Raw genomic sequence first — 20,209 nt, 5'->3', positions numbered from 1 at the left:
TAGGACTGTCCGGCTCGCGGCTCCCCGCATCCCGCCCGGCCGCGTTGTCGTCAGTCGGCGCCCACCACCAGGGCGCCTTCCTCCGCCGCCTTGCCGGACCGGGCACGGATGAGCCGCTCACTGATCGAACGCCCTATCCTCGGGCGCTCTAAGTGATCACGTCCAGGCTCGCTGACCGCTCTGTTGAACATGGACCGGGCCAGTCGATGGGACCTTCTTGGCTGGCCAGCAAACAAAGAGAATCCCACATGGCAACCCCCCGTAAGTTGTGCTCGGAGCGTAGACCACAGATGTCGCCGTGCCGAGGGCAGTCGGCCCGGCGTTGGGGAAACGATGATAAACCGTGTTCGGAAAGGCCGCCCGTAGGATGCGGCGCCTGGGCAGGGTAGGGTGCCCACTCATTAGAACGTCCGGCACGGGGGGTGAACGGATGCGGCTTGTTGGCGTGCGCTGGCGGATGCTACGCGACCGCTCGAATTTCGGCGCTGCGCGGACCGTCGACGGTCCGGCGAGTGGGGTTTCAGTGTGAGCGGCCAACACTTTCTCGGCGGCGCGCGTGAGCCGCTGCGGCCGGAGGACCCGGAAACGATAGGCGGCTATCGTCTGCGTGGCCGGCTCGGCGAGGGTGGTATGGGCGTCGTTTATCTGGCTGAGGATGAAAACGGCACATCGGTGGCGCTTAAAACCATACTACCCCGACATCGGGGTTCGGGTGGATGGCGGTTCCGGGCAAGATTTCGGCGTGAGATTAAGAACGCAAGCCGCGTCAGAAGCCCTTACACACCAGCTGTGCTAGCCCATGGGAGTGATCGGGACTCTGGCGATCCTTACATGGTCACCGAGTTCATCAACGGGCCGAATTTGAACGATTGCGGAATTCTCCTCGCTCCTCCCGAGCTACGGCGGCTCGCGCACAATCTGTTAGTTGCTATTGACGCTCTCCATGAGATCGGAATCGTGCACCGTGATATCAAGCCGTCGAATATCGTATTGTCACCAGGGGGTCCTTATCTGATCGACCTGGGAATTTCCAAATCGGTTGACGACTCGACCATCACGAGTGTTGGAGAACGGCCGGGGACCCCGACGACAATGGCGCCTGAGCAGTGGGCTGGAAAAAATGTGGGGAAGCCGTGTGACGTATGGGCTTGGGCCTGTGTGGTGGTCAAGGCCGCTACCGGGCGTTATCCTTTCGCTGAGCCAGGGCTGACTGACCGAAACGATGAGCCTTACCTGGGTGCCTTGCGGCAGCCGTTGCGCGGCCTGGTCAGGCAGGCATTACAGACGGAACCGAGTGCGCGGCCTCTGGTCAGGACCCTGCTAAAAGATCTTAGTAGTATCGGGGCCGCGGCGGACCCACATGACATGCCCACCGAGGTCCGACAGCTGGAACGGCTGTCAGATCAACGCCCGCGATCCCGGCCCCTGCCCCGGCCCCGAGCCCGATCCCGGTCTCGGCCTCGGCGCGGGAAAGGGCTGGGCTTCGTCGCCGGGTACGCGTGCGTACTGGCTTTGATCGCCGGGGTCGTGCTCGCATCGCTGCGAGGAAAGACGACTGTGTCGCCACCGCCGACCGCTTGTGCGGCTGCCACCTGGGACGGTCTGGCAGGGCGGGCACAGCACCCGGCGAATACGGCCGACCGGGTGCGGGAAACGGCGAACAAGCTGCGTGCGAGCAATCCGGATCTTGCTCGTAAGCTGGATCTTGTCACCTATCGCCTCGCGCCGTCACCCGCTTCCTGCGCCGGCCTCGTCCGTTACAGTTTTGTCGCCGGTTCCGCCGCTGTCGGCGTGGACGACGCGACCAGAGTCGCGTTGAGCCCGGATGGTCGGCAGCTGGCGGTGGCCAGCGTCAACACCGTCCGAATTTTCAGCCTTGCCGAGCTCGCCGCGCCGCGAGAAATCCTCTCCCCGCTGCATGTCGATGCGTCGAACGAACGAATTTTCCGCCTTGCCTTCGGAGCGGACGGCCGGACGCTGGTCGCCGGGACCCTGAAGTCCGTTTTTTTGTGGGATCTCGCCGGACTGTCGCAACCCCGTATGATTTCTTCAGCCGATCCGCGGACCGCCGCGGATGTCTCCGGACTTGCTGTCGGTACATGGTCGGAGGATGGCACACCGGTACCGGCCGTTGCGCTTGCCCGGGGCACCCGGATCGAACTATGGAAGACCGGCTACGGCTCTTCGTGGGTAGACCCCCTGGACCAGCGAACAGCCACGACAAGTGTCGCGTTGAGCCCGGATGCTCGACGACTGGCTGGCGGGGGCAAAAACGGTGTCGTCCTGCTGTGGACCCACGACGCTGTGGACAAGCCGGTGTCGCTGGTTTTGGACGAGGCTGAGGCGGTCACCAGTCTCGCCTTCAGCCGGGACGGGGAAAGAATTGCTACGGGAACCGTTTCTGGAAAGTTTACGATATGGGATCTCACAGATTCCACAGATCCTGCGGCCAGGATCAGCAAGCATCTTTTTCGTGGTCAGGACGGAGAGATCGACAGCGTCATGTTCGGTGGGCGTGACACGGTGGTGGTCGCGGGGAACAGCGCGGGAGCAATTCGCCTGTGGGATGTCAGCGGCATGGCGGAACCGACATCGCTGGGATTCCTGGATGTCCGGGGGAGCGGCGGCGCGGGCCTCGCGACCAGCGCGGATGGTCTGCTGCTCGCGACGGCGGTACGCGGCGGCGGCGTTCAGCTGTGGAATCTCGATCCGGTCGCGATCGCGGCCAGGCTGTGCAAGGACAAGGCCGCCCGGATCACGGACGAAGAATAGGCGGCGAACCTTCCCGGTGAGCCCGTCCAGGCTTCATGCCCATGAACGTGGCGGGGGAAGCGACCGGGGGGCGGTCGGCTGTGGCGCGTGATGGCCCGGGTGCCGCTGCGCTGGACGTCTCCAAGGTCTCGCCTGCTGGGACGGCTTGCTTCCAGCCGATTACTTTCAGTTTTCAGTTGCGTACTCTACGCACGGTATTGCGCCGACGGCTACCCCCGTGGATGCCGCGTTTCGGTGCCCTCTACTCTGGTCTGTTCTCCATCTTGATGATCACAGGGGGATAAGTGAAGATCAAAATCGGAGGCCTGTGGGGAAGGGGCTTGATAGATGCCCCAGACCGGCAGGTAGCTCAAGGCGATCCGTCAGGTATTCAGCCGGTGTTGACAGCCCTTTCATGCTTCCCGTACGTTTCGTCCACGGCCAGCGCACGTAGCGCGTGGCCCAGGTCGGGTACTGCCCGACTGATGACCAGGATCTTTTCAATCTCGGTCCCCTGTGAAGCATCCAGGCCTTCTGGGTGCTGTGGCGTCTACATGGCGTCGAGTTGCCGCCGTTCCATCTGTGGTTCGGCATGCCCATCACAGGAGGACCGATGAGCACCCTGACCATCGCCGACATTGCAAGCGCGAACGACGAGATCGCGTTCCTGGCCTTTTCGGAGTTTGTCGGCCCGCCGTTGTGGGCGCAGGTGGTCCGCGGTGTTCACCGTGCCAAGCCTGGCACCTGCGCCTGCTGCCCTGAGCGCACGCCGCTGTTCAGCGTCACCGACGTGTCCACCGAACCGCTGTGCCACCGCTGCATGAAGCTGTGGACGGACCACCTCATGAGCGGCTTTCGGGTGTTGCGTCAGGCGCTTGCCGGCCAGGTGCCGACGGTGTCACCCCGTAGCCACAATGCGGGCCAGGAGATCCGTGAATGGCGCGTCATTTGTGATCATATTCTCGCCCCTGATGCCGAGCTGGAGGACGCTTCAGCCGTTGGCGCCATGCTGCGCGATTTCGTGCCCCGCGAGGCGAGCCCGGCCGGGCTCGGCTGGCTGCGCGCCGCCTGGGCACAGCTCATCCATTACCCGACCGCTGGGCGGATCGTGCCGACCGTGCGCCGGGAATCGGCCGACGAACGTGGCCTGCCGACCCGTCCGGAGACGGCAATCGGCAAGGCCGTGTGGGCCGCGCCGTTGCGCGTTGATCTGGTCAGCCGAGACATCCTCATCGAGTTTCTGCTGGGAATTCGTGATGAGATCACCGACCCGTACTCCCTGCCGTCCATGGAACTGAAGTTCGGGCTTACGGCAGTTGAGGTGGCCGAGCGGCTCCAGCGTTCTCTCGCGCTGCTGCGCCAGCACAACCGCGATTTCTACGAGCGGGCCGTGGCCGTGCCCCTGGCGCGGACCGCGCCTGGCGAGATCTCCGGTGGGCACATGCCATCCCCGGAGGACATCTGGGTGGCAGAAGCGGACGCGAGTGTTCCACGGAACGCGATCATCGTCGAGCTTCGGTCCAACCCGGATGTGGTCGGGGCACTGCGGGCGATCGTCGACGCCGCGTACGGCAAGGGGCGCGATGTCGTCGCGGTCGTCCGGCGGCAGTTGCGGTTGGACACCGAGCACGCCTGGGCTGAGGTCACCCGGCTTGTTCGTCTCGTTGCCGCGGCGGGCGTCGGTTGGGTCGACCTCCTGCTCCGCGGCCTCGATGGGCGGGCGGCGTGATGCCGGCGCCGATGTCGACAATGATGCTGATGTCGACAATGGTCAGGATGCCGGCAGCGCGGCCCATGCTTCCAACAGTTCCGCAAGATCATGTGCTTGGGCCGTGGACAGCACCACGCTTCGTGTGGCGGGGTCGCCGGCACGGAGCTGGTCGTGGTCCGTAGCCTGGGAGACGATCTCGATGCGGATCCCGTCGTCCACCGCGGTGGCCCGGACCGACCGCGGTGCGTCCGATGTTCCCGGTGCCGGCGGTGGATCTGTGATCTTTCTGCGGCCGGCGATCCGCAGCAGCTCAAGCCGTTCGAACGCAGCCGTTCCGTTGGTGCGCAACAGCCCCGCGACCCGGGTGCCGACCGGCTGGTCCGGCCGGTCGGTCCAGGTCAGTCGCAGTGGGGGAGGGCGGCCGTCATCGAGTTCGAGAATCGCCCGTGCGCCGGCCAGCCGCAGGGTGGCAGGCCCGAAACTGCCCCGCAGGTGCCGGGACGCGGACGGGACGCCGGCCAGCGCCGCCAGCACACTCGCCTCTGCGCCCATCCGCCCTCCCCCCTCCGCTGATTCACCAGGTCACAGCCATGACACCACGGGCGTCGTGGACGAGTGGAAAGCCGACGCATATCGAACGTCCGTTTTGCCATGGTTCGATCCATGCTGGCCTTCCACTCGTGCTTTGTTGAGCTATCGGTTGGTCACCGCTCCTTCGCGGGGTGGATGGGCAAGGGCAGGGGCAGAGCGCCGGCAGCGAGGTCGGGCAGGCTCACGCCGCGGTCAGGCTCCTGAAGACGCTCGTTCTGGACGAACCACTCGAACGAGCGGCCCCGCGGGTCGGGCGGCACCGGGACATCGACCCGCAGGCCGTTCGGCCGCACCCGTGGATAGTGCACCGGCACCGACGGGTCACCGGTCGATGCGGCGAGGAAGGCTCTGATGTGCGGGACGTCGTCAAACCGGCCCGCGGGAGCGACGGCTTTCTTGAAGGTGTCAACGCTGTCCCGGGCCTGCGCCGGAAAACCGTCCTGCGGGCGTTGCTCCGGCCCGAGCGACTGGTAGTACTCGGCCCACGACTGGCCGGTGCGAAGATCCGTCCGGGCGGGGTCAACGGTGAGTTGGACGCTGCCGAAACCCAGCGGCTTGCCCAGGCCCAACCGGTGGAACCGACGCGGGCCATCACCTGGGGCAGCGCCATCACCGGTGGAGCACGCGTTGTCGAGGTCGAGCAGCCACAGCAGCGCGCCCAGCTCGACCTCGCTGAGGTTGCGGACGTCGACGGTGAAGGTGAACGTCGTCCCGGGGCGGACCCAGCCGTTCACGGACCGGTTCTGGTCGTTCCGGTTCTCGTCCTTCACCCCGCCTGAGTGCTGCGTGGCAAAGGCGGTTCCGTCGCGGTTCAACGGGTTCGCGCGGGAGTCGTCGGCCACGGTCGACTTCCGCGGCCGGCGGTATTCCTGGTAACGGCCGCCGTCCAGTTTCTGGGTGCGATCGGTTGTCGGCTCCTTCCAGTAACCCTTCGGTAGGCCCGCGTGGTGCGGGTAGACCTTTCGGCCGCGCAACATCCGCCCGGTGGAGACGAACCAGTCTGCCTTGGGCAGCCCGGAGGGCAGCGGCGCAGGGTGGCCGGCCCGTTCGGTTCCGATGTAGAAACGGCCCTGGCCAGGCTTGGGCTGACCGAGGATCGCCAGCGGCAAGCCACGGCCCTCGAAGCGTTCCACGGCCGCCTTCGACGACTGGCCGCAGACGACCGGTCCTATCCGCAGGCTGCCCCGCCAAGCACCGGCGGGGTCACCCCCCTCGCTGCTGTCGCGGTCGCCGGTGCTGCGGTCCTCGGTACGGACCCAGCCGAACACCCGGTCCGCCGGGGACAGCTCGCTGATCGTGTCCGCGGGCCGTAGCGAGCGATCGAGCAGGTTGATCGGCGCGACGCTGAACAACTCTCGCGCGATCGTCACTGGATACAGGCTGTCGATCTCACCGCGGGCATCCAGCCGGACGTAGAGCAGGTCGCCGTCGGCGAGCTTCGTCGGTTTCACATCGTCGTGCAGGAGTAGATGGCGACTCGACACGGGCGCCGGCTTCGCGTCAGCCGCCCCCTTCGCGTCAGTGGGCGCCTTGAGTTCACCGGGCCGATGTGCGTTGCGATAGCCGAGGATGATGTCGTGCCAGATGCGGTGCAACCGCTCATCCAGCTCAAATGTTTCCCGCAGGTCGTCGTCGGCATCGTAGAAGAAGACCCGCTCGTCATGCTTGCGGTCGATGTTCCGGTTCGTCACACACACCCAGCCGTCGACAACCTTCGCCGGGCCGATCGGCTCGTACCATGACGCCCTTTTCTGTTTTGACGTCCGCAGTGGCACCCGAGGTGGTTCCTGGCCGGGCTCGGCGAGCGAACGCACCCACCACAGCTGGAAGTCCGGCGTATGCGTGTCCGACCGGCGGTCCCACCGGTGATGCTGGACGAGCTGGATGTACGCCCGCACCTTGGTGCCGTGCTCAGGCCGTGAGCCGTCCGGCATCACGATATTGAAATCGCTCTGGTCAGAGCGGACGTGCTTCGACCCCTCCGGCGTCCAGTAGGCCGGCAGCCAGGCCGCGTGCATCGGTGCACCATGCCGGCCCTGGTGGCCCGCGGGCGTCGTCCCGGGCAGCAGTTCGATCTCGGCGGTCTCGCCATTGCCGATGACGCGCGCCGGGATGGACGCGAGCCCGTCGCGGGCGGCCATCCGGTAGCCCAGCCGGGCGTCGTGGCCGGTGAACACGCCGAAGCGAGAGTTGGTCACGGCCTCGTAGGCGCTGCGCAGCATGCCCTTCACGCTCGTCGACGGCAGGTGCGGGCGGCTCTCCGCCTTACCCTTACCAGCGCCCGGGGGCACCATCCGTTCCAGGACGCCGTAGGTTGCATGCCCGTCCTTGTCGGGGGTGACACCGGCGGTGTCCAGGAGCAGCAGCGGCGTGGCGACCGTGAGGGTGACGCCGATCGTGCCCGACCAGCGGTCCGCCCGGAGCCGATCATGTCCGGACAGGCGTCCGCGGTCGGTCAGGGTGCCGCCCACGTCGCCGAGCGCCTCATGCGACTGGTCGCGCTGCGGTGCCGGGATGAACCCGTACGGGTTGATGAACGCGTTCAGCGGATCCGGTGCGCGGTACGGCGTCTCCCGCTGGCGTCCGGCGGTGGTCGCCTGTCTGGCCGGCCGCGCCGGTGCCATGTGCCGTGGGGGCTGGCGGGCCACAGGTCGGTCGGGCGTTCGGGCGGGCTGCGGGGTGGGCGTCGCGGCAGGCCAGGATGCGGCCACAACCGTGGCGGCGGTGCCCTTGGCCCGGATGCGCTTGGCCCGGCCGCCCGTCCAGTCGAACTCGACGGACCGGTCAGCGAGATCGTCATCGCTCAGCCCGGCCAGCGCCTCGTCCAGGAAACGGCGTTCGAAGCGCCGCGCACCCGCGCCGTCCTCGATGATGACGAGCTTGCGGGCGCCGTCCGCGGTCGTCTTCCATGCGATCGTGCCGAATCGGCTGCTCATCTGGTCGCCTCCGGGAGACGTCGGGACTGCGGGCCATGGGTGCTGGTGCCGTTGCTGCTGGTGGTGTCGGACTGGCTGGGCAGCGCGAGGAACAGCTCGACGAGACGCTCCTCGGTGACACTGGCGTTGCCGTGCTCAGACTCAGTGGTCACATACTCGACAGTTCGCAGGTAGACGCATTCGTCCATGCGGGGTGCCCGCGGTAGTGGCACGTCGAGCAGGCCGATCCGGGCCTCAGCCAGGCGGACCCACCGGGGCCCGGCGGCCTGGACCGCGGAAGAGCTGGGCTCATCGCGTGGAGGCAGCGACCGAGCTAGCGGCCGGCCCCACAGCAGGTACCTGTTTTCGATCGTGTCAACAGCCGTCAGCAGGTCGAGGGGCTCGGTGAACGGGGCGCACGGATCCGGGGATTCCGAGAGGATGACCGCGGTGCCGACGCCGTTGCCCGTGTGCAGCCAGCGCAGCTCGGCGTCCCGGTTGAAGATCCGGGCTTCGAACACGGCATCGGACCCGGCAGCAGGAAGCTCGATCGGCTTCTCGGAGTCGGTGAGGCGACCAGCGGACAGCCGGGCCACCGTGTACGCCTGCGGGCTTGCCAGCAGCGCCACGGTGTCACCGGTGTCACCGGTGTCACCGCCCAGGCCGATCAGGCGGATCGCGTCGGCCAGTGCGATCTTTTCGGATGTGGCGGAGTAGAGGGTCACGCTCGTGTCGGCCGTCATGCTCGGCTCCCGTTCTCATGGTCCTGGTCGCGCTGGTCACGATCGAGGTAGTCCCGCCAGCTCTGAGCGCATTCGGCGACAGCTGGTTCCGCGAGCAGCTCGTCAAGATTGTTGTAGGTGGTTCTGGCTGCGGGAAAGCCGCTGACCTCGATGGCTTTCACGGTGATGTCGCCGTGACCGCGGTTGACGCCGTACCCGAACCGCACCCGCCCGGCGCACAGGTCCCGAAGGACGAACAGCAGCAGCGCGAGAGCGGGTTTGTCCAGGTCCTCCTGGGCGAACTGGCGCAACCGCCGCAGGTCCACAGTCAGTTTCAGCTGCTGCCAGCCGACGTGATGCGGTTCCAGTGTGCTGAAGAGGCGTTTGTCGGCGGCGCCACCCGTCCACCTGTCGATCGCGACATGGTTGGCCTCGTCCATCCCGAACTGTTCGAGCTTCTTGCGGACGGGGCCTTCGACGCGGGCCCGGCTCTTCTCCCACGATCGCAGCGGCTGATTCGTCGGCGGGGTGGTTAGGCCCTCGACGTGCGCACCGTTCAACGCGCGCCACACATGCCCGGGAATCGGCTGCTTGGAGTAGCAGTCGTCGGCACCGAGCGCTCCGACCCCCCAGCGCGGTGCTATGTCGTCGGTGTCCGCCTTGCCGGCGGAGCCGAACAGGGCGTTGACGGCGGTGAGCTGGTCGAGCTGCGCCCGGAACCGCTCCGATCTCGCAGGCCCGGCCTGTGCTTCCAGCGGATGGGGGGCGTCGACGCCGCGGGCGGTCCGCTCAATGCTCTCCGCGTGCGAACGCAGCGCGCCCTTGATCGAACTTCCGGGCAGGACGAGTGCGACTTGATCATTATCTTCGACCCCGCTGACCAGGGGTAGCGCGTTGATCGCGAAGCCGTCGACCCCACTGCGCACCATCACCGGTGAGGCCGGGCACCAGGTGATCTTCACGCTGAGCAGCCCGGCATCCGTCTTCCTGTTGCCAGGACTCCGCGGCTTGAGTAGCGGGGCTTCCGGGGTTTCCGGGGTCGTCACCAGGCCGAGCGCGTCGAGGAGCCCGTCCAGGCTGTCGAAACGCTGTTCGACGATCTCTGGCTTTCCCGCGAGGACGACCGAGCCGAGACCGCGGGTGCGGGCCGCGCCGAGCCGGATATCACCGTCATCCAGGGCGAGGAGCAGCTCGCCGAGCATCGCCGTCGCCGGGTCGGCATCGCGGTCCTTCAGGGGGGATTCCAGATCGAGCTCAAGGCGCAGGTAGGCGCCACGGGGGAGCACCGCCCGGCCGTAGAGGAAGCCGTGCGCGACCGCGCCCGACACCCGGTCGATGCCGATGCCTGAGCGCGCCTCGACCCGTGACCGCGGCAACGGCGTACCCGGATCGGTGTCGGCGGTGACCAGGCCGTCATGAACGATGATCCGGCTTGCCCACCCGGCGTCCGAGACGTTCTGCGGGACGTTGCCCCAGATGCCGTCGAGAACCTCCTCACTGGCGATGGACCGTTCGGCGAAGGCACGCAGCGCTCCCGCGAGGCTCGTGCCCGGCACGTACAGGCGGGACCGCCCGTCCAGGGCGAGTGCCAGGTCAACGGACGGGTCACCGCCGAGGCCACCGACATGCAGCGGGGTCTCCAGCCGCAGCCAGCCGCGCACCCGCAGGCGCCGCACCATCGGCCGTCCGGTCCGTGCCGCCGGTGTGTCCACCTTTGGTTGGCTCATCTCGTCACGTCCTCGAGGGTGTCGGCGTGGTTGGCCGCGGCCCCGGCGCGGTGCGCGGCCCGGCGGTGCGCGGTCAGGCAGGCCGTGACCAGCGTGCGAACGGCTTCGGCCCACAGTTCGGTGTCGGCACGCAGCCGGTCGGCCCCGCCGTCAGTCATGATTAATGTGTCCGCCACGCTCTGGGCGGATCCCGGGCCGAGGCGCAGCTGCGGCCACACCTCGGATTTTTTCGTGAGCAGCTGGGTGACTTTCGTACGGACCGGAACCGGCCAGCGGTCGGCCGACAGCCGCTTCAGCCAGTAGGCGATCTCGTCGCCTTCCTCCAGCCGGGTCAGGACGTCGCGCAGCCCGCCGAGCTGGGTCGGATTCACCCCGCCGTCCGTGCCGTTGGTCGTGAGACCGAGGATCTTGCCGCGCCCATCACTGGTGGCGGCAATGGCGGCCGCCTCCCGTTGGATGTGCGCCCGCCACGCCTCCCGCTCGATGAGCTGCGCCATCGCGTACGCGACCTTCTCCCGCGGCGGGACGAACGGCGTCGCGGACCCACCATCGGGGCCTGGCCGGCTGCCGCCGTCCGATGTGCCGCCGTCCGATGTGTCGTCGTCGAGGCGGCCGGGCCGCAGCACCAACAGCGGGTCGTTGACAGCGAGCTGGCCGAACCCCTCGGCGGTGCGTTCACCGATCCCGGCGGCCTGTACGGCGGCCAGCTTCTCCGGGGATGGCGGCGGGTCGGCGGTGAAGGTCAACACGCTGCCCGCGGCGAGCCCCAGCAGGGTCGGACGAGGCCGGCCCCAGGCGCGCTGCCACGATTCGGCCCGCCGGGTCGCGGTAACCCGCCGCAGCAGGCCATCCGAACCATCCGACGTGTCCGCTGCGAGGGTGAGTGACACGCCCAGTGCGGCACCGAGCTGCTCCGCGAACACGACGGGGTCGGTGGACGGGCGTAGCCGCTTGTCGCGGATCAGGAGGTCCGACAGCAGCCAGACGATGATCGTCGAGGTGTCGCCGAGCCCGGCCGCGCCCGTGCTGGTCGTCGCCCACGCTGCCGGTGGCCCTTCGACGGTCACGCTGACCTGCCCGTAGTCGTCCTTCGCGGAGCGGCCGAGCGCCCAGGCGCCCGCCAGCGCCGCGTGAGCGCCGTCGGGCAGCAGGCCTGCGCGCACCCTGACCTGCGCCCGCAGCACGGAGCCGGCCGCGAGCGCCTGATAGGTGTACAGGCCGACCAGCGCGGAGGTGGGCCGCTGCTGGGAGTCGTCGATGACATTGTGCGTGTGGATGGTCAGCTCTGGTGTGCGAGCACTCACCGTGACCGGCTCCGCCTCGCCCGACGCGGGTGACGCGGGTGACGCGCTGACGTAGTCGTTCTTGTAGGGCTTCGCGGCGGCACCGGACTCCCGCGGATTGTCGACCAGCCGGTTCACGGCCGCCTTTTTGTCTTCCTTCGCGTGGAACCAGGTGCGCGGCAGCGGCCGGCCCCGCGTACCGTCCACGTCGACGGTCGCGTTCGTGACAACGAGATCGCCGGCACGGGCCAGCCCGGCCGGGTCCCAGCCGGGCACCGCACCCAGCCGTCGCAGGACGGCGGGCAGCAGCAGCGAGCCGGGCACGAATCGCAGCGACCGCACGGCGTTGCCGACAGCGCGGTCCTGGACGATCAAGGGCGTGTCGAGGTTCAGTCGCAGCTCGATGATCTCCCAGCCGGTCTCGCCCGAATGGTCGGGATCAGCCGAGGTCGGCGTCTCGACGCGGGCGGGAGGCACGGGCGGGGCGACGCCGTCGCGTGCCCGCAGCCAGGTGACCAGGCTGTCGAGCGCCGGCAGCGGCGGGCCGATCGCGGCTCCGGCTCCGGTGGCGGCCACCTCCAGGCGGCAGCGGCCCGCGCCCCGGCGACGCTTACCGCCGATGGACTCGACCAGGCGCGCGCCGAGGAGCAGCACCGCCGCGGCGGCCCGGCGGCCGTCGTCGTCCAGGCCCGAGCCCGTGTCCGTACCTGTGTCCGTACCGGTAGCTGTATCCGACCAGTCGGTGAGCGTGGCGGTGGCGGTCAGCTCCGCGCCGGAACGCGCCATCTGCTCGAAGCGGAGGAACTTGTCCGCGGCCCGTCCGGTATACGGATCGATCTTCACGCCGGGGCGGACGAAGGTGGCCGCGTCGCGCAGCGCGCGCCGTCCGGCCGGTCGCAGCGCGGCGCAGAGCGCCGCCGGGTACCGGGCCGGGCGGACAGACACCGCAGCCGGGCGCGGCTCGTGCCGCGCGGGTTGGTCGGCGCCGGTCAGGACTGGTTGGCTACCGAAGAGGAAGTCGACCCAGGCATGCCAACTGTGAGCTGGCTCGTCGACGGCCTCGGCTGAGGCTCCGGCTGAGGTTCCGGCTGAGGTTCCGGCTGAGCCGTCGAGCGCGGCGGCGACCAGCTCGCAGGCGTCCCGCCAGACTCCGGTCAGGGTCTTGCCGGGCACGAACGGCAGGCCGTCGTGGTCGGTGTTGACCAGCTTGTCGATCCCGCCGGGGATGCCCAGGCCCGTGCCGCAGTGCCAGTCACTGTCCAGGTGCAGGGTCAGCCGCAGGGCCAGCTCGCCCGCCGTGGTTGTTCTCGTCATGCCGGAATCCCCCTTGTCTCTTGCCTGCTTGCCTCCCGTGTGCGACCCGCCTTGACCTCCTGGTTGTGCCGGTCCGGCAGGTCTCCCATCAGACGGACCGCGTTCATCGCGTCGAGCAGGCCCGTCACCGGCGGTTCGGCGATGTCGCACGGCTGGCCGCTGTCCAGACCGCGCGCGCTTATACGCCAGAACAGTGATGCCGTCTCCGGATCCACGGTCGGGCCGTCCGGCGGGCCTGCGGTCAAGCCGTCCGGGGCGGAACCGTCCGCGGCGAAAAGGGCGAGCCCCCGATCGTGATAATCGTGATAGTGGCGAAGCAACTGGCGGAACCGGCCGTCGGCTACGTCCCGCCCGGAGAACAACGCCTCTCGCAGGTCGTGCATCTGGTTGGTCGGCAGTTTGCGTTCACCGGATTCCTGCGCGCTGTCGGGTTCGTCGACAGTGTCGATCAGCGCCGCGGCCCGCCGGATGAGGTCGTCCCAGTGGCGGCCCCGCGTCCACGGTTCGCGCATGTCGCGGGTGACGATGTAGGGCTGGGCGTACAGCAGGGCACGCAGCTTCGGCCGCTTTTTGGCGTCAGGCTCGGCCGCGAGGTCGGCGGCGCCGGGCGGGACCCGCATGCGTTCCCGCAGATGCTCCGGGTCGCTGCCCCCGCTGTCATATTGGACGTGGAAGGAGAACGCGGACGCCCGTGGTCGTGGTCGTGGTCGCGTCCTGTCCGACGGCTCCGCGGTCCGTGAGCCTTCGGCCTGTTCATCACCCAGCGAGTACCGCTTGACGGTCTTCTTCGCTTCCTTGGTCAGTTCCTCGGCCAGGTCGTAGGCGGCGGAGAACGGGAAGTGCGGCTTGACGACGGCCACCCCGGCGCACGCGGTGAGCCCGCCGCCCAGCACATCCTTGTTACGGGTCTCCTCCTCGAAGGCGGTGAGATACGCCTCGGTGAAGGCCAGCGAAATGGAGCCAGCGCAGATCACCGTGAGGTCGTCCCCGCCGAGAACCAGCGGCAGGACGGGCATGGCGCCGGCCACGTCATGCCCTGGGGGGAGAACCCGTTCGCAGTGCTCCAGCGCCTTTGTGAAGGCGGCGACCGTGCATTCCTGAACGGCCACCGAAAACGGGCCGAGGGCATCGGCGTACCGGTCGCTGGGTGTTTTCCGGTCGGTGTCGTCGACGGCTGAACCCGCGGACAGTTGGCCGTCGGCCGGCGCGCCCTCGGGCCTGTTGCCGAGATCCGTGATCAGCTGGCCGAGGCTGTTGCCGTCCGCGTGGATGACGGCGACCCAGTCCGGAACCTCCTCCAAATGGTCCGCGACCTTCTCCAGCGCATCCTTTGAGATGTGCGCGTACCGGGCGAGTCGGGTGAACCCGGCGTCCTGCGCGGCGCGTTTGGCCTGGCTGGGACGCGACCGGGGCTGGCGGGACCGCGGGCCGCCACCCTCAAAGACCACGTCGTGGGCGGGCAGGCCGCTGGCGGCGCACTCGTCCACGATCGGGATGCGTAGGAACCGGCTCGTCGCTCCGGGCCGGCCGCTCTTGACCAGTGGCAGCGATTCGTGGGCGTCGCGGCACCGCCTGGCCAGCATGCTGATGGGCAATTGTCCCTCCTCTTCGTGGACGCCGGCCCAGTCGAAGCACTCTCCGACGACACCGCACACGTCCAGGCCCGGGGCGGCCCGCAGCGCCCGTGCGGTGACCTGGCTCACCAGCGCTTTCCCTCTTTCCCGGTCGCGGACGACGATCTTGGCGCTGCCGGCCGCGTTCACCAGCAGCTGCGCGGGCTGGCCGTTGCTGATCCGCCAGTCCAGGTTGAAGCCGCTGAACTCGGTGGTCAGCGCGTCGCACACCCACTGCCGAAGGCCGTCGATGAGCTCGGACGCGCCGACGTTCTCGCGCCGTTTGGTGGTCTCGAAGATGAATGCCTGGTTTCCCGACGTCTCGATGAGGACGACGTGGCAGGTGAGGCCCATCCGGTGTCCTTTCTGTTCCCCCGAAACAGGGCGTGAACGCTAACCACGTCAGTGGTTCGTGCTTACACCCACCTCTGACGGATGAGACAGACTGTCGGTCCCAGCCGTGGCCCGCTCGCGGCGGCGGGACCGACAACCCCCCGTGCCCGTTACTGACGGATGACGGCCTCGACGACCGCGAAGACCTCGTCCGGGGTTAGCGCGCTGCGGGAACCGTCGGGATGGCGGGGCGCCCCGCCCACGGAGGTACCGCCACCCCAGCCGGGTTCACGGGCCGCCAGCGCGGCGAGGATCGTCCCCGGCTCGTTCGCCGGGCCGACCGGGAAGCGGTCGACGAGGTCGCTGCGCCGCCCGATCGTGTAGACGATCGAGGAGTCCGGTAGCCGCCGCCACAGCACCGCGCGGGTGTGTCCGGCCGCGTAGACCGGGTCGAAGCCGTCACCAGCGCTGGTGGCCATCACCCAGCCGGTGCCGGTGTGGGTGACAGTGAAGGTCGGCTCCCGGCGGGTCGGCGCGGCAGGCCGCTCGTTCGTCGCGGGCACGCGGGTGATCAGCTCGGCGATTGCCGTGACGCAGCCGGCGAGCACCCGCGCGGGGTCACCCACCGGGGCGTGCCGGCGCGGCAGCGGGACGCTCGCGGCGAACTCGGCGAGCAGCGCCGGATCGGCCACCGGGTAGGCGGGGCCGTGCGCGTCCCGGCTGCCGACGGTCTCCACCAGCGCCCGGACACGCTGGGCGTGTGCGGGCGCGGGGGCGGACGCGGGGGCGACCCATGCGGGATGAGCCAGCAGCGCCACCGCGAGCGCGGTGTCGGCGTCGATGTCGTTGACGTAGACGGTGTAGGCGCTCGGGTCGAGCCCGAGCAACAGCGCGTCCAGCACCTGCCGGCAGGTCGCCGAGGTCACCAGCCGTACGCAGTCGCCGTGGTGGTCGAAGCTCAGCCGGTGCCCGTCGAGATCGAGTTGTGGTCCCTGCACCAGCCCGTCCAGCGCGATGCTGTAGGGGGGCAGCTCGCGCAGCGGCACGACCCGGCCAAGGGCCACCACCACCCGCACAGCACCGATCGTCACGGTGTGCTCGCCGTGCTGGTCCGTCGCCCCGTCGCTCATTATCTGCCGCCTCCCGATCCGGCGCCGTCCCCCTGACGGCCGCCAACACCATCTCCTGACGGACGTGCCTGGCGGTGCGGGTATCCCCGCTACGGCGGTGAATCTTCACGCTGTCATCCTTGCGCCAGGGGGGAGCGGACGGATGCGGCCCAGAGGCCGGTGGCTCGTCCGTCAGAGACCCGTGGAGGATCGATCGCCGTCCACGGAAGGTGAAAATGACAATCATCAGTGAACAGCCGTCAACAGGCGCCGGTCATGTGCTCGTCCACATGGTCGGCGCCGCCGATCTCGGCACCCGTCCCGGGCCAGAGTTCACCAAAAAGCTCGACGAGCTGGTCGCGGCGGACCCGTCAGAGGCGGCCCGCATGTTGACGGAGAGCGCCGACCCACGGCGCCCGCCGCTGGTGGCGGTGTTCGCGGCTGGTGCCCCACACTACGACCGGGTTGTTTTCGTCGTGACCAGGCCACAGGCCGGTCCGGCCCCTGACGAGAACTTCACCCGTCCGCTCGGCGCGGCGATAAAAGAACGGTTGGAATGTGAGGGCCTGTACGGCGTCCGCTTCCAGCCGGGTGCCGTTGAGCTGCTGGAGGTCAGCGCTCCGCACATGTCCGGCGTCCGTGCGGCAATTCGTGACCGTCTATTGACGATGCGTGCGGACGGGGTGATACCCGCGGTCGACCTTCCTTTTGGGGGAGGCGCGACCAACGGCGCGTTCGGACTGGTGGCCGGCATTCTCGAAGCCAATGTGGAGCCGCGGCTCGTTCTGTCTCTCGCTGGCGGTGGCGTGAAGCGGATCCGGCTCAGCCAGCAGCTGCCCACCGAAAACGCTGATCGCTGGCTCGTTCGGCACCGGTTCTATTCACCTATGCTCAAACGCGATCCGGACAATGCTGATTTCTGGCAGGATCGGTTGAATCGCCAGATCCTTGTGACCGAGACCACGTACGGCTCGGCGGTGGACCTCGCCCGGGTACTCCTGGAACGGATCGACCGGGATGAGGCGATCGACGGTTTTCTCTTCCGTGCCTGGCTCGAAGCCTATGTACGGGCTCTCGCCGTTCGGGATAACGCCGGGATCACGGACGGCACACTGTGCGAACGTCTTGACAAGATAATCAAGGGGCGCTTCGAACGGCCGAAGAAATGGTCTCCTACGGAGATCTGCGACCTGTTGAAGGAGTGTCGTAGCCGAAAATTTCCCGTTGATGCGCTTACCGTGTTGGCCGATCCAGAGATCGGGAATGCTGAAGGCGCTGCTAACAGCCTTGCGCATGGTGGCGCATCCAATAGCGATAGCATCCGCCAGTTTCTGCGGGATCGAGGTGATCTGCCGCTCGTTGATGAGGAGATAGAGGGCCTCGGTTATGCACGGTGGCCCTATCTCGGTGACAAACGTGAACTTATCCTCATCGCGATGGGTAGTACCGACCAGGTCGAGGGCGACAACCCGCCGACGCCTCGGTTGGACGCGCTCATCGACTGGATGCGAGGGGACGACGTCGAACCGGTGATCCGGATCGTCGTCTCCGCGGAATCTGCGCTTGTCGGTCGGCTGTGGGAGGAGAAAGCGCGGGCCAAGAATGTTGACTGTCGGGTTCTGCTGGAATGCGGCATTAATTTTGATGATCTTGAATGGATTCGATCGAATGTTCAGGAAGCCCTTGCCGCCGAAGGCAATCTTGATGCGGTCGATAAAATCCACATCGCTGTGGGGCCGGGACCGAAACCGCAGATTCTTGCGCTTCTGCTGGCCGGTCTTGAATGGGCTTTGCGGGCAGCCTGCCCGGCCCGTCTGGTCGAGCTGCGGCGTAAGATGAGAAATCCTGTGCCCGCTCTGGATGAAACATATATAGATGTTGACCCAGATGCGGTTCTCAACCGTGTCATCGGTGACTCCGGACTGGCCGAGGTGGCGGTTTCCGCACTTGAGTGCCTGGATACTAGCGCCGCGGCCACACTGCTCGACCGGGGGTCGCCGAGGCTGCGTCCGCTCGCCGTCCGGGTGAGAAGGTTGTCACTTGTCCTGGCATGCGGGCAACGGTCGGCTGATGGCGATGCGGAAAGTGGTATCGAACCGGATTGGCTCGCCTCCATCGGGATTGCTGATTACGAAAATGCGTCGCTTCTGCTGCTGCGGGCCCGGCTCAAACTTGTCCAGACGCTTGCCGACAGCGATCTATGGGGTTGCGCGATGCGTGCCGCGGTCCTCTGCGAAGGGACGCTGGGTAAGAATGGCGACACTGGATGGTACACGCTAAAAAATAAAAAAAATGCGCAGTATATTCTTGCGGCCTATTATCTTAATGAATACCGCAACGACAGTCCAGCAGTACACGGCAAGGAGAGGAAAGAGAGGGCCGACCGTAGAAAGGAGGCTCCCAAACTGCCGCCGTTGCGTGACTGCCTGGAGGATCTGTGCAAAGGCCTGAGTGAGCACGTGATGGTGAACGGGCAGGGGCTGCCGGACACCTGGGACAACGTGCTGGTCGATGAACTCGAGTCGCTCAAGAGGGAGCTCGGGGCGTTCATCGCGTCGGGCTGAGCCGTTGCGCCGGCCTGAGGCCGCCTAGTCTCCGGTGCGGCGTCAGGTCAGGGGCGGACCCAGGTCCGTGGGTCGGCGGTGACCTGTTCGCCGCCGGCCATGTCCTTGACCTCGTGCGGCTTGCCGTCCTCGAAGGGGGGGAACCAGACGAACGGGATGCCCTTGCGGGAGGCATAACGGATCTGTTTCCCCAGCTTGTCGGCCTGGTGGTAGACCTCGACGTTGTAACCGCGGTTGCGCAGCAGGGCCGCGGTGGCGCCCGCCTCGGCGCGGCGGGCGTCGCTCGGGATGACGACCAGCACGTCGCTGGGGCAGCTCGGGCCGGTGCGCAGGCGGCCTTCGGCCACGAGCTTAGCGAAGATCCGGGTGAGCCCGATGGACATCCCGATCCCGGGCAGGTGCCGGCGGATGAAGGAGCCGGCGAGGTCGGCGTACCGGCCGCCCGAGCAGATGCTGCCGTAGTCGGGCCAGTCGACGAACTTTCCCTCGTAGACGGTGCCGGTGTAGTAGTCCAGGCCGCGGGCGATGGAGAGATCCGCCACGACGCTGCCCGCAGGCAGGTCCGACAGCTCGGCCAGGACGAAGGACAGCTCGTCGAGGCCTTCGGCCAGCAGTTCGGAGGTGACACCGAGACGGCGGATGTCATCGGCGACACTCGCGTCGCGGCCGCGGATGTGGGCGAGATCCAGACAAGACCTGATCTGTGCGGACGTCAGCTCGAGGCGCGTGGCAAGCAGCTTCTCGACGCCGGCCGCGCCCACCTTGTCAATCTTGTCCGCGATCCGGATGACGGCGAGCGGATCGTCGATGCCCAGGCCGCGGTAGAAGCCCTGTAGCACCTTCCGGTTGTTGATATTGATCGACCAGGCGGGGATGTCCAGGCCGGTCAGGATCTCGTGAATGATCCGGGGAAGCTCGGCGTCGAAGTGCAGCGGAACGTGGTCGACGTTGATGACATCGATGTCGCACTGGGTGAACTCGCGGTAGCGCCCCTCCTGCGGGCGCTCGCCCCGCCAGACCCGCTGTATCTGGTAGCGCTTGAGCGGGAAGACCAGGTCGTTGAAGTGCGCGGCGACGTAGCGGGCGAACGGCACGGTCAGGTCGAAGTGCAGGCCGAGCCGGGCATCGCCGTCGCCGCCGTCGGCGATCTCAGCCTGGAGCCGGCGCAGCGTGTAGACCTCCTGGGACGTCTCGCCCTTGGCCAGCAGAACCTCAAGGGCCTCGACGGACGGGGTCTCGACCGAGCAGAAGCCGTAGCGCTCGAACCCCTGGCGGATCTCGTCGAGCCAGCGCTGCTCGACCAGCCTGACCTCCGGCAGCCATTCGGGGAACCCGCTGACCAGCGCGGGTCGGACGAGCTGCTCGTCGCTCATCGAGAACTTCTCTCCTCTCGCGGCGCCGTGCTTCTGGCACGGTACGCAGCCCGTACCGTATCCCGCGCATGATGATCGGCGGGACTGGCCGCATGCGGGTGGCTGGGGGCAGCTGAGGGCGGGTATCCGGCCGGACCGGGACGTCCGGCATCCCCGCAGCGCCGAATGTCAACACGCCCAGCGCGGTCGCTGCCAATCCCAGA

11 protein-coding genes and 1 pseudogene are annotated in these 20,209 nt (G+C 67.8%); 4 read left to right on the top strand and 8 right to left on the bottom strand.

Annotation, left to right across the window (positions count from 1 at the left end; all coding sequences use genetic code 11):
• Positions 1-525 precede the first annotated feature (525 nt).
• The 3 genes and pseudogenes from MJ777_RS23120 to MJ777_RS11735 form a co-directional block, all read left to right on the top strand.
• Positions 526-1,314 (top strand): annotated as a pseudogene (locus MJ777_RS23120) (serine/threonine-protein kinase); the annotation flags it as partial.
• Between the two features lie 243 nt (positions 1,315-1,557).
• Positions 1,558-2,772 (top strand): WD40 repeat domain-containing protein, encoded by a 1,215-nt coding sequence (locus MJ777_RS11740; protein ID WP_239376020.1) that lies wholly within the window; start codon positions 1,558-1,560, stop codon positions 2,770-2,772.
• Between the two features lie 592 nt (positions 2,773-3,364).
• Positions 3,365-4,480: a hypothetical protein gene (locus MJ777_RS11735; protein WP_239376018.1), complete on the top strand. Its 1,116-nt coding sequence runs from the start codon at positions 3,365-3,367 to the stop codon at positions 4,478-4,480.
• Between the two features lie 42 nt (positions 4,481-4,522).
• Here MJ777_RS11735 and MJ777_RS11730 read toward each other — a convergent pair whose 3' ends face one another.
• The 7 genes from MJ777_RS11730 to MJ777_RS11700 form a co-directional block, all read right to left on the bottom strand.
• Positions 4,523-5,014, bottom strand: coding sequence for a hypothetical protein (locus MJ777_RS11730; protein WP_239376016.1), 492 nt, complete (start codon positions 5,012-5,014; stop codon positions 4,523-4,525).
• A gap of 152 nt (positions 5,015-5,166) precedes the next feature.
• Positions 5,167-7,989, bottom strand: a complete 2,823-nt coding sequence (locus tag MJ777_RS11725; RefSeq protein WP_239376014.1) for a TIGR03986 family CRISPR-associated RAMP protein — start codon at positions 7,987-7,989, stop codon at positions 5,167-5,169.
• Positions 7,986-8,711, bottom strand: coding sequence for a CRISPR-associated protein Csx19 (gene csx19, locus MJ777_RS11720; protein WP_239376012.1), 726 nt, complete (start codon positions 8,709-8,711; stop codon positions 7,986-7,988). Before csx19 ends, MJ777_RS11725 begins: the two co-directional genes overlap by 4 nt.
• The gene (locus tag MJ777_RS11715; RefSeq protein ID WP_239376003.1) at positions 8,708-10,417 is read right to left on the bottom strand and encodes an RAMP superfamily CRISPR-associated protein; all 1,710 of its coding nucleotides are present in this window, start codon (positions 10,415-10,417) and stop codon (positions 8,708-8,710) included. The genes csx19 and MJ777_RS11715 overlap by 4 nt, the downstream gene beginning before the upstream one ends.
• Entirely contained in the window at positions 10,414-13,014 is a 2,601-nt protein-coding gene (locus MJ777_RS11710) for an RAMP superfamily CRISPR-associated protein (RefSeq protein WP_239376001.1), read from the bottom strand. The genes MJ777_RS11715 and MJ777_RS11710 overlap by 4 nt, the downstream gene beginning before the upstream one ends.
• Positions 13,011-14,981: a hypothetical protein gene (locus MJ777_RS11705; RefSeq protein ID WP_239375999.1), complete on the bottom strand. Its 1,971-nt coding sequence runs from the start codon at positions 14,979-14,981 to the stop codon at positions 13,011-13,013. Before MJ777_RS11705 ends, MJ777_RS11710 begins: the two co-directional genes overlap by 4 nt.
• Before the next feature lie 149 nt (positions 14,982-15,130).
• Positions 15,131-16,090: a hypothetical protein gene (locus MJ777_RS11700; RefSeq protein WP_239375997.1), complete on the bottom strand. Its 960-nt coding sequence runs from the start codon at positions 16,088-16,090 to the stop codon at positions 15,131-15,133.
• Between the two features lie 257 nt (positions 16,091-16,347).
• Between MJ777_RS11700 and MJ777_RS11695 the strand changes: the two genes are divergently transcribed.
• On the top strand, positions 16,348-18,633 hold the full coding sequence (locus tag MJ777_RS11695) for a hypothetical protein (RefSeq protein WP_239375995.1): 2,286 nt from the start codon (positions 16,348-16,350) through the stop codon (positions 18,631-18,633).
• A 47-nt stretch (positions 18,634-18,680) separates the two neighbouring features.
• Here MJ777_RS11695 and hisS read toward each other — a convergent pair whose 3' ends face one another.
• Positions 18,681-20,006, bottom strand: coding sequence for a histidine--tRNA ligase (hisS, locus tag MJ777_RS11690; protein ID WP_239375993.1), 1,326 nt, complete (start codon positions 20,004-20,006; stop codon positions 18,681-18,683).
• Positions 20,007-20,209: the final 203 nt, after the last annotated feature.

It is taken from the genome of Protofrankia sp. Cj5 (assembly GCF_917627405.1).
Lineage (GTDB): Bacteria > Actinomycetota > Actinomycetes > Frankiales > Frankiaceae > Protofrankia.
The sequence above is the reverse complement of the archived record's forward strand: the minus strand, read 5'-3'. Positions and strand labels throughout refer to the sequence as shown.